The sequence below is a fragment of the Micromonospora sp. NPDC047707 genome (assembly GCF_040704235.1).
In the GTDB taxonomy this organism is placed as follows: domain Bacteria; phylum Actinomycetota; class Actinomycetes; order Mycobacteriales; family Micromonosporaceae; genus Micromonospora.
The window spans coordinates 42,014-52,884 of sequence record NZ_JBEYSU010000038.1 but is presented as its reverse complement, the minus strand read 5'-3'; the positions used below and the strand labels follow the sequence as shown (position 1 = coordinate 52,884).

Annotated in this window: 8 protein-coding genes; all 8 read left to right on the top strand. The window is 76.3% G+C overall.

The features are described 5' to 3' along the window. Positions 1 to 205: 205 nt before the first annotated feature. The 8 genes from aspS (at position 206) to AB0873_RS27650 (ending at position 10,861) form a co-directional block, all read left to right on the top strand. Positions 206 to 2,011, top strand: coding sequence for an aspartate--tRNA ligase (gene aspS, locus AB0873_RS27685; RefSeq protein ID WP_366603312.1), 1,806 nt, complete (start codon positions 206 to 208; stop codon positions 2,009 to 2,011). Positions 2,012 to 2,116: 105 nt separating this feature from the next. Then, complete coding sequence (locus tag AB0873_RS27680; protein WP_366603311.1) at positions 2,117 to 2,929, top strand: sugar nucleotide-binding protein; 813 nt, start codon at positions 2,117 to 2,119, stop codon at positions 2,927 to 2,929. A gap of 87 nt (positions 2,930 to 3,016) precedes the next feature. After that, positions 3,017 to 3,610 (top strand): helix-turn-helix domain-containing protein, encoded by a 594-nt coding sequence (locus tag AB0873_RS27675; RefSeq protein ID WP_366603310.1) that lies wholly within the window; start codon positions 3,017 to 3,019, stop codon positions 3,608 to 3,610. Further along, positions 3,610 to 4,914, top strand: a complete 1,305-nt coding sequence (locus AB0873_RS27670; protein ID WP_366603308.1) for an MFS transporter — start codon at positions 3,610 to 3,612, stop codon at positions 4,912 to 4,914. The genes AB0873_RS27675 and AB0873_RS27670 overlap by 1 nt, the downstream gene beginning before the upstream one ends. A gap of 168 nt (positions 4,915 to 5,082) precedes the next feature. After that, positions 5,083 to 5,292, top strand: coding sequence for a hypothetical protein (locus AB0873_RS27665; RefSeq protein WP_155332763.1), 210 nt, complete (start codon positions 5,083 to 5,085; stop codon positions 5,290 to 5,292). A gap of 76 nt (positions 5,293 to 5,368) precedes the next feature. Continuing rightward, positions 5,369 to 6,877, top strand: coding sequence for a replication-associated recombination protein A (locus AB0873_RS27660; RefSeq protein WP_366603306.1), 1,509 nt, complete (start codon positions 5,369 to 5,371; stop codon positions 6,875 to 6,877). 2,747 nt (positions 6,878 to 9,624) lie between these two features. Continuing rightward, positions 9,625 to 10,248, top strand: coding sequence for a hypothetical protein (locus tag AB0873_RS27655; protein ID WP_366603318.1), 624 nt, complete (start codon positions 9,625 to 9,627; stop codon positions 10,246 to 10,248). Positions 10,249 to 10,399: 151 nt separating this feature from the next. After that, a complete protein-coding gene (locus AB0873_RS27650; protein ID WP_366603304.1) occupies positions 10,400 to 10,861 on the top strand; it encodes a DUF948 domain-containing protein in 462 nt (153 codons plus the stop codon). Positions 10,862 to 10,871: the final 10 nt, after the last annotated feature.

Below are 10,871 nucleotides of genomic sequence, written 5' to 3'. Positions count from 1 at the left end.
CCACGGCGAGCAGACACCGCGTCACCCTGCCCGCCACGGCGGTGGATGTCATGCCGCCACGCCGTCCACAACAGACCTTCTCAAACACGCTCTTAACACCCGCGCGTTAAGAAGGGGCCCTTCCTTACACCCGTGGAACGTGGCGCCGGCAGCCCTGACAGAATGCCGGGGCAGAGACATTCCGCAGACGAGGGAGACGCACGTCGTGATCCGTACCCATGACGCCGGCAGCCTGCGCGCGACGGACGCCGGCACCACGGTGACGCTCGCCGGCTGGGTGGCCCGCCGGCGCGACCACGGCGGTGTCATCTTCGTCGACCTGCGGGACGGCTCCGGCGTGGTGCAGGTCGTCTTCCGTGAGGAGGACGCGCACGCGCTGCGCAACGAGTTCTGCGTCAAGGTCACCGGCGAGGTGACCCGCCGCCCCGAGGGCAACGAGAACCCGGACCTCGCGACCGGCGAGGTCGAGGTGACGGCCGTCGAGCTGGAGGTGCTGTCCGAGGCGGCTCCGCTGCCGCTGCCGGTCGACGACCAGGTGGAGGCAGGTGACGACGTCCGCCTCCGCTACCGCTACCTGGACCTGCGCCGCAGCGGCCCGGCGAAGGCCATGCGGCTGCGCTCGCGGGCGAACCAGCTCGCCCGGGCCGTGCTGCACGAGCGGGACTTCCTGGAGATCGAGACCCCGACGCTCACCCGCTCGACCCCCGAGGGCGCCCGCGACTTCCTGGTTCCGGTGCGGCTCCAGCCGGGCACCTGGTACGCGCTGCCCCAGTCGCCGCAGCTGTTCAAGCAGCTGCTCATGGTCGGCGGCATGGAGCGGTACTACCAGATCGCCCGCTGCTACCGCGACGAGGACTTCCGCGCCGACCGGCAGCCGGAGTTCACCCAGCTCGACATCGAGATGTCGTTCGTCACCGAGGACGACGTGATCGACCTGGGCGAGGCGATCGTCGGCGCGCTGTGGAGGGACCTGGCCGGCCACGAGATCGCCCGGCCGATCCCGCGGATCACCTGGCACGACGCGATGGCCCGGTACGGCTCCGACAAGCCGGACCTGCGCTACGGCGTCGAGCTGACCGAGCTGACCGACTACCTGCGCGGCACGCAGTTCCGGGTCTTCGCCGGCGCGATCGACGCGGGCGGCTACGTCGGCGCGGTCGTCATGCCGGGCGGCGCGAGCCAGTCCCGCAAGGAGTTGGACGGCTGGCAGGACTGGGCCAAGGCGCGCGGCGCGAAGGGCCTCGCGTACGTGGTGCTCGACGCCGAGACCGGCGAGGCCCGCGGCCCGGTGGCGAAGAACCTCTCCGAGGAGCACCTGGCCGGCCTGGCCGACGCGGTCGGCGCCAAGCCCGGCGACGCGATCTTCTTCGCGGCCGGTGCCAACACCCGGGAGGCGCAGGAACTGCTCGGCGCCGCCCGGATCGAGATCGCCAAGCGGGCCAACCTGGTCGACGAGAGCGCCTGGGCGTTCTGCTGGGTGGTCGACGCGCCGATGTTCGAGCGCACCGACGAGGGGGGCTGGACGGCCGTGCACCACCCCTTCACGTCGCCGAACGCGGAGTGGGTGGACCGCTTCGAGGAGGCGCCGGACCGGGCCCTGGCGTACGCGTACGACATCGTCTGCAACGGCAACGAGATCGGCGGCGGCTCGATCCGTATCCACCGTGGCGACGTGCAGCGGCGCGTCTTCGACCTGCTCGGCATCACGCCCGACGAGGCGCAGGACAAGTTCGGCTTCCTGCTGGAGGCGTTCAAGTACGGCCCGCCCCCGCACGGCGGCATCGCGTTCGGCTGGGACCGGGTCTGCATGCTGCTCTCCGGCGCCGACTCGATCCGGGAGGTCATCGCCTTCCCGAAGACGCGCGGCGGCTTCGACCCGCTGACCGGCGCCCCCACCCCGATCACCGCCCAGCAGCGCCTGGAGGCCGGCATCGACGCCAAGCCCAAGCCGCCGGCGACGGCCCACACCGGCACCGCCGGCCCCGCCGCCCCGGTAGCCGACCCCACCTGACGGCCCTACCCGGCTCCAGCCCGCGTCGATCATGAGGTTGACGGGTGGCGCACGGCGTGTCGCACCCGTCAACCTCATGATCGACAGAGTCGGGGGTGGGGCGGGATGACGCTGCTCGTGGTGGGGGCCAGCGGGTTCCTCGGTCGTGAGGTGTGCCGGCAGGTGGTGGCGGCCGGTCGGCGCGTGGTGGGGACGTACTTCGGCAGCGCGGTCGCGGTGCCGGGTGTCCAGGTGCGCCGGATGGACGTCACGGACCGGTCCGCCGTGCGGGCGCTCCTTGCCGAGGTACGCCCCGACGCGGTCGTCGCCACCCCCTACCGGTACGACGACTGGTCGGTCACCGCCGACGGGGCGGCCCACGTCGCGTACGCCGCCGCCGAGGTCGGGGCGCGGCTGGTGCACCTGTCCAGCGACGCCGTGCACGCCGGACGGCCGACGCCGTACCTCGACGACGAGGCGCCCACTCCGATCTTCCCGTACGGTGCGGCGAAGGCGGCGGCCGAGACCGCCGTACGCGCGATCGACCCCGGTGCCGTGCTGGTCCGGACCTCGCTGATCGTGGGGGAGGGGAGCAAGCAGATCCAGCTCTGCCGGGACGCCCTCGCCGGGCGGGCGGCCCTGTTCACCGACGAACTGCGCTGCCCGGTCGACGTGACCGACCTGGCCGCCGCCGTCCTGGAACTGGTCGACTCCGATGTCGCCGGCCCGTTGAACGTGGCCGGCCCGGACGCGGTGAGCCGCGCCGAGCTGGGGCTGCTGGTCGCCGCGTCGTCCGGTCTGGACCCGGCCGGCCTGAAGACCACCACGAGCGCCGAGTTGGGGCTGCACCGCCCCGCCGAGGTGCGCCTCGACTCGTCCCGGGCGGCCGGCCTGCTCCGCACCCGCCTGCGCGGCGTCACCGAACTTCTGATCGCCTGAACCTCGACCCGCCCGACCCCGGGCCCTGCGCACACTTTCTATGCACAACTCTTGTGCATAGAAAGTGTGCACAACTATTGTGCAGGTATGGCTGAGAGTGAGGGCGCGCGACCGGCGCCAAGCGCGGTGCGGATCGACCACCGTCAGGTCCGGGTGCTGGCGCATCCGTTGCGGATCCGGCTGCTCGGGGCGCTGCGGGTGCAGGGCCCGGCCACCGCCACCACGCTGGCCGAGCTGCTCGGCACCAACACCGGCGCCACCAGCTACCACCTGCGCCAGCTCGCCGAAGTGGGGCTGGTCGTGGAGGATCCCGACCGGGGCACCGGCCGGCAGCGCTGGTGGCGTGCCGCGCACGACGTCACCAACTGGGAGCCCACCGACTTCGACGACGACCCGGACGCCCGGGCCGCCGTCGACTGGATCCAGGCCAACCAGGTCCGCCTGCTCGCCGAGCACGCCGACCGGTGGTTCGCGGTGCAGGACCAGTGGTCGCCGGCCTGGCGGGACGCCTTCGGCATGGGCGACATCTTCCTGACCATCCCGGCCGCCCGGCTCCACGCCCTCGAGGCGGAGCTGTGGCAGGTCCTGGAGCGCTACCGCGAGGAGGCGGACCCGGCCGCGCCGGGTGCCGAGCAGATCCAGGTCTTCCTCGCCGCCTACCCGCTGCTGAAGGGGAAGTGATGACAGGGCTGTCCGTCCGTCAGGTCCGCGCCCGTTACCTCGTCCTGCACGGCCTGCGCTGGCTGCCGGTCGGGTTGCTGATCCCGGTGACGATCCTCCTGATGCAGGAGCGCGGCCTGTCGCTGACTCAGATCGGCGTCGTCGCCGCCGCTCAGGGCCTGCTCGTCCTCGCCCTCGAACTCCCCACCGGCGGCCTCGCCGACGCGCTCGGCCGGCGGCCGCTGCTGGTGGTCGCCGCGCTGGTCAACCTGCTCTCCACCGGTCTGCTGGTGGTGGCGGACACCTTCGCGCTGCTGGTCGCGGTCTGGGCGCTGCAGGGCGTCTACCGCGCCCTGGACAGCGGTCCCCTCGAATCCTGGTACGTCGACAGCACCCTCGCCGCCGACCCGGACGCCTCGTACGAGAAGGGGCTCAGCCAGGGTGGGACGGTGCTCGGTTTCAGCATCGCCGCGGGCGCGCTGGTCAGCGGCGGACTGATCGCGCTCGGGCCGCTCGGGCCGGTCAGCGCCCTCACCGTACCGGTCGTGGCGGCCCTGGCGCTCCAGGTGGTGTCGCTGGTGGCGCTGCTCGCGTTGCTGGACGAGCGTCGGCCCGCCGCCGCCGGCGCCGCGGCGCTGCGGTCCTCACTCGCGATCGCCGGGCCGATGGTCGGCCAGGCGTTCGGGCTGCTGCGCCGCTCGCGGGTGCTCGCCGCCCTGGTGGTGGTCGAACTGTTCTGGGGCTTCGGCATGGTGACCTTCGAGAACCTGCTGCCGGTCCGCCTCGCCGACGTCGTCGGTGACCCGGACCGTGCGGCGGCTCTGCTCGGCCCGGGCAGTACGGTCGCCTGGCTCGCCTCGGCTGCCGGCGCCGCGCTCGTCCCGCTGCTCACCCGCCGGCTCGGCGCGGCGCCCACCGCCATGCTGCTGCACGTCGTGCAGGGTGCCACGGTGGTCGGCATGGGCCTGTTGGGCGGTCCGGTCGGGGTGCTGATCGCCTACTTCGCCTGTTACGCCGTGCACGGCGCGGCCAACCCGGTGTACAAGGGGCTCGTCCATCGTCAGGTCGACGGGCCGAACCGAACCAGCGTGATCTCGCTGACCTCGATGATGGGGATGCCCGCAGCGGCGCTCGGCGGGGTGGTGCTCGGCTTCGTGGCCGACCGGGCCGGCGTGACCACCGCGATGCTGGCCGGCGCGATGGCGCTGGCCCTCGCCGCGGCGTTCTACGTTCCCGCCCGGCAGGCGGCGCGGCGCGACAGGTCGCGGTCGGACGTCCCGCTCGACGCCGCGCCGGCGCCGGACGCGCCCGTGTCCACACGTTAAAAAGGGGCCCTTCCACTACCGCAGGCGTTAAGAAGGGGCCCTTCCTTTCACGCGAGGTGGGCGGTCGGCCCGGGCGACGCGGCGCCGATCCAGGGTGGAGATTGACGGACGGACCGATTGGGTACATCCCGGCCGACCTACTGGGACCCCCCTCACCGGAGGAACGCCATGCTCGCCATTCTCGCGGCGATCGTTTTCGGGTTCGCCCTGCTCCTCGACCTGATGGACACCAACTTCGGCGCGCCGGACCTGTTCAACTGGAACACCCTCGTACTCATCGGGCTGCTGCTGCTCTCCCTGTACCTGGCCGGGGTCGGCCGTGGGCCGGGCGGCGGCGGCGGTCGCTGGTACCGGGGCCGGCGGCCCGGTCGGGGCTGACCGTAACCGATCAGTGAGGGCCCGGCCGGCGGCGCTGATTCCGGCGTCACCGGCCGGGCCCGGTACTGTTCCCGTGATGGAGTCCGACGCCCTCTTCTCCCTCGGAGGCCCCGCCGCCGCGCCCGCCGCGCCGGGGGGCCCGACCGGCGTGGACGGCTTCACTCCGGTCGGGGAGGATTCGCCCCTGGCCGTCCGGATGCGCCCGGCCAGCCTGGACGAGCTGGTCGGTCAGGACCACCTCCTCGCGCCCGGCGCCCCGCTGCGGCAGCTCGTCTCCGGCGCCGCCCCGATGTCGGTCATCCTCTGGGGGCCGCCGGGCAGCGGCAAGACCACGATCGCGCACCTCGTGGCCCGCGCCACCGACCGCCGCTTCGTCGCCATGTCGGCCCTGAACGCCGGGGTCAAGGACGTCCGCGCCGTCATCGAGGCCGCCCGCCGGCAGCGTCGCGCCGGCGGCCCGCAGACCGTGCTCTTCATCGATGAGGTGCACCGGTTCAGCAAGACCCAGCAGGATTCGCTGCTCGCCGCGGTCGAGGACCGGACCGTCACGCTGCTGGCGGCGACCACCGAGAATCCGTACTTCTCGGTCATCTCGCCGCTGCTGTCGCGGTGCGTGCTGCTCACCCTCCAGCCGCTCGACGACACGGCGGTACGCGGCCTGCTCCGCCGGGCGGTCGCCGACGAGCGCGGCCTGCACGGCGCGTTGCCCCTCGACCCCGACGCCGAGGACCACCTCGTCCGGCTCGCCGCCGGGGACGTCCGCAAGGCGCTGACCGCGCTGGAGGCGGCCGCCGCCTCGGCCGCCGCCGTCGGCGCCGACCGCATCGACCTCGGCACCGCCGAGCAGGCGGTCGACACCGCGGCCGTGCGCTACGACCGGGCCGGTGACGCGCACTACGACGTGACCAGCGCGTTCATCAAGAGCATGCGCGGCTCCGACGTGGACGCCGCACTGCACTGGCTGGCCCGGATGCTGGTCGCCGGTGAGGACGCCCGGTTCATCGCCCGGCGTCTGGTGATCTTCGCCAGCGAGGACGTCGGCATGGCGGACCCGGGCGCGCTCGGCGTGGCCACCGCCGCCGCGCACGCGGTGGAGTACGTGGGCCTGCCGGAGGCTCAGCTCAACCTCGCCCAGGCGGTGATCCACCTGGCCACCGCGCCCAAGTCGAACTCGGCGACCACCGCTCTCGGGGCGGCCCTCGCCGACGTCCGGAGCGGCCGGGGCGGGCCCGTGCCGCGCGGGCTGCGCGACGCGCACTACGCCGGCGCCAAGGGCCTCGGCCACGGCGCCGGCTACCGCTACCCGCACGACGACCAGCGCGGCGTGGTCACCCAGCAGTACGTGCCCGACGACCTCGTCGGCACCGACTACTACCGGCCCAGCCAGCACGGTTCCGAACGCGCGGTGGCCGACCGGCTGCCGCTGCTGCGCCGGATCGTCCGCGGGCTTCCGGCCACGGCCGCGCGCCCGCCCGTGGCGGCGACCGCCGGCGGCACGACGGGCAACGGCCGTCGACCCGGGGGGTCGGTCGACGGTGGGGCGCACGAGGGCGGCACGGAAGCCGCCGAGGAGGGTCAGCAGTGAAGTCGCGTGGGGCGGAGCGACCCGAGGACGGCGCCGACGAGCGGCGTACCAAGGGCCGGCGCTGGGGGCGGGGCAAGGCCGAGGCCGAGCCCGAGGAGCCGATCAGCGGCGAGGAGTTCGGCTGGATCGACGACCTGCGTACGGCCAAGGCGCAGCGGACGGAGCTCGGCCCCGGAGGCGGGCCGGCCGGCCCGGCGACGCCGCCGGACCCGTCCGGCGTCGACGGAGCCGCGCGCGGTCCGGCCGCGACGCCTCCGCCGCGCCGTGGCGAGGCGGGGCCACCGCGACCCGGTGCCGCTCCGGGGCCGGGCGCCGCCGAGCCGGCCGGTCTCGCGCGTCGAGGCGACCTCCCCGCACCGGGTGCCCGTCCCGTCCCGTCGGCCGGTTCCGACCCCGCGGCACGCCGGGCGGGCGGGTGGCCGCAGGGCGGCCCCGACGGGCCGGCGCGACCGGTCTCCGGCCCGGGGACCCCGGCCGCCGCGCCACGGTCACAGCCCACGCCACCGCCCTCCGGGCCCCCGGCGGGCGGCCCGCGCCGCGGCGCACCCGCCGGCGCCCAGTCCGGCCCGCCCGCCCAGTCCGGGCCGCGCCGGCCCGCGCCCGCCGACGTACCCGGCCCGCACGCTCAGTCCGGCCCGCCCGCCCAGGCGCCGCATCCGGCGCGATCCGGTGGTCGCGCCGCACCGCCCGGCCCGCACGCGGCCGGCCCGGCGGGTGCCCGAGGCGTTCTGCCGGGCCCCCACACCGGTCCGGCCGATGTGAACGCCCCGGCGCCCGGGGGCCCGCCGGCAGCCCGCCGCCCGGACGCCGGTCGCGCCGGAGCCGACCCCTACCGGTCCGGTGATCTGACCGGTTCGGCGGCCCGGGTGTCCCGGCCCGGTGCGGTGTCGCCGGCCGCCCGTGACGGCGAGTCCCGGCCCGGCCCGGCCGACCCGTACCGGTCCGGTGACCTGACCGGTTCGGCGGCCCGGGCCCGCGTGCCCCGGCCCGGCCCCGCCGCACCGCCCCCGGCCGGCGAACCCCGGCCCGGTCCGACCCGCCGTGGCGCGGCGAACCCCGGGGGGCCCTCGGACGTCGCCCCGGGCTTCGGCCGCCCGCCGGGCGAGGTGTCCGGCGAGCTGCCGGACGTGGCCGCCCGCGGTGGACCCCACCGCCCGCCGGCGGCCGGCGCCGGCCGACGCCCGGCCCCCGGCACCGACGAACCGGTCGTGCCGCGCAGCGGCAACGCGCCGCCGGTGCCCGGCGTCGCGCCGCGCCGGGCCGGCCGGCGGGCCGCCGCCGAGGAGCCGACCGGACCGGCCCACGGTCCACTGCCTGACGCACCGGGCGAGGCCGGCGAGCCCCGTCCCGCGCCGGGACGCCGCGGCGCGCCGGACAGCGCTGCGCCGTCCGGCGGCCTGCCGTCCCCCGGCCTGCCGTCCGGTGGCCGGCGGGCCGCGCCGGAGAGTGCCGACGCGCCGCCGCGCGGGCGGCGGGCCGCCCCGGAGGACGTCGACGCCGCGCCGCGCGGGCGGCGGGCCGCGCCGGAGGTCGCCGACGCCGCGCCGCGCGGGCGGCGGGCGGTACCGGACGACGCCGCGCCCGGCGTCCCGCCGACCGCGGGCACCGAGACACCGGGCCGTCGGGCCGCCGTCGACGGCGAAAACCCACCGGCCACGGAGGGCCGGCGCGGCCGGCCGGAGCGCCCGGCCGACTGGCTCCGGCAGGCCGGACGTACCCCGCACCACACCGACCCCTCGCTGCGGACCATCAACCGTCCGGCGACCCCGCCCGGCTCGCCGGTGGCCCCGCGGAGTGGCCCGCCGGCCGGGCGCCGGGCCGCGAACACCGACGCCGGCCGCGGGCCCGCCGACGGAACCCGCTCCGGATTCGAGCCGCCCGGCGACGGCGCCGACACCGGCCGCGCGCGGCCTGGTCGCGCCCGCCCGGCCGACGGTGCCGCCGCCGGTCCGGCCGCCGCACGTGGCACCGCCCGGCCGGCCGGTCCGACGTCCGGGCCGGGCACGCCCGACCGGCCGCACCCACCGGCCGGGCCCGCCGCCGAGCGCCCCCGTCCGTCCGCCGCCGCCTCCGGTGCCGGACGTGACCGCCGCCCCATCGGACCGGGTGGGGAAGCCCGTCCGCCCCGACCGGAGGGCCCGCCGTCCGTCGGCGCGCGCCCGGACGCCGGGCCGGTCCGGGGCGCCGCGACCCCGCCCCGCCCCGGTGCGCCGACGCCGTCCGCCGCCGGTGGCCCGACCCCGCCCGGCATCGCCCGTCCGGGGGCCGCACCGGGTGGCCCGCGGGGGGCGGCGGTCCCGCCCGGTGCCGTCCGCCCCGGCGCGGCACCGGCCGGTCCGACGCCGCCCGGGGTGGCCCGTCCCGGCGCCCCCGCCGCCGCTCGGGGCGGCGCTCCCGTCCCGGTCCGGCCGCCGGTCGACGACGGCCCGCCGGAGCCGACGTCCGGGGGCCCGCGGCCACCGGCGGGTGTGGCCCGACCGGCCGGCCCCCGGCCCGGCCCGGAGGACCGCTCGTACGGCCGGGCGCTGCCGCCCCAACGGGAGCCCGGTCGACCGGAGCCGTCGGGTGTGTCGCCCGTGCGGCCGGCCGAGCCGGCGCTCGCCCGCGCGGCCGTCACGCCGCCGGTGGGTGCGGCGGCCACGGCGCCGCCGCCGGACGGTCCGCCGCCGCGCCGGCCCACCGAGCCCGACGACGACACACCGAACCCGAGCGGGTCGGATGGCGCCCGGTCGGAGCTGCGCCGGCGGATGCGCGAGCGGCGGCGGCTGCGGATGGCCGTCCTCGCGCTGGTCAGCATCGTTCTGCTCGGGGCGGTGCCGCTCTTCTTCGGGCTCCGGACCCTGAGCCGCGACCCGGCGTTCGACACGCTCGACGAGCTGGACGTGCCGAGCTGGGCGGCGGTGAAGACGGTCGACGACGTGAGCGGCAGTCGCTGGTGCCTGCTCGACTGCCGGCTGCGGGAGCGCACGGTGGAGTCCGAGAAGTCACCGGAGGAGACCGCGCAGGCGTACGAGGCGGCCCTGACCGGGGACGGCTGGCGGCCGTGGAAGGTGACTCCCTGCCCGGAGCAGCCGGCGAAGGGCAGCTACACCTGCTGGCGTCGGGACGAGTTGACGCTGGACCTGTGGGTGCGGGAGCCGACCTGCGTGCCACCGCCGGTGGACGGGGAACCGGCGGTCGTTCCCTCGCCCGACCCGTCGGCCGCAGCGGAGGAGTGCGCCGGCTCGTTGGTGTCGATGAAGGTCCGCAACGCGATCGACGACGACCGTACGCGGCCGCAGCCGAGCACCGACCCGTCGTTGACCGGTGAGGATCCCTTCCCGACGCTGTCCGAGGACCCGCTCGGGGAACTGACACCCTCACCGTCCTGAGCCGGTTTCCATCACGGACGGTAGGGTCTGGGGCTGGCAGGCCCGCCTGCTCCCGTTGGTCCGTCTCGGGGGCGCGCGGCGTGGCTGTGGGTACGACGGTCGCGCGTTCCGGGACGCCCGGCGCCGCGGATTCGGCTTGAGGAGGACAGGCGTGGACTTTGGAGAGGTCGCGGCGCTGATCGCGGCGATCGCGTTCGCGATGCTGGTGTTGATCCTGATGCTGCCCATCCTGCGGCTGCGGCACACCGTGGACGCCGCCACCCGGATGATCAACGACCTCAACGACCGCACCGCCCCGCTGCTCGGCGACGTCAACTCCACGGTGAAGAACGTCAACACCGCGCTGGAGCAGGTGCAGATTTCGCTGGACGGCGTCAACCTCCAGCTCGCAAAGGTCGACACCATGACCAGCCACGCGCAGAACGTCACCGCCAACATCGCCAACCTCGCCACCGTCGTCTCCGCTGCCGCCGCCAACCCGCTGGTCAAGGTCGCCGCCTTCGGCTACGGCGTCCGCCGGGCCGCCTCGGCGCGGCGGCACGCCGAGACCGAGCGTGAGGTTCGCGACACGATCAAGCAGCAGCGACGGGCCGCCCGGCGCGGCAACCGCTGACCCGGGCCGG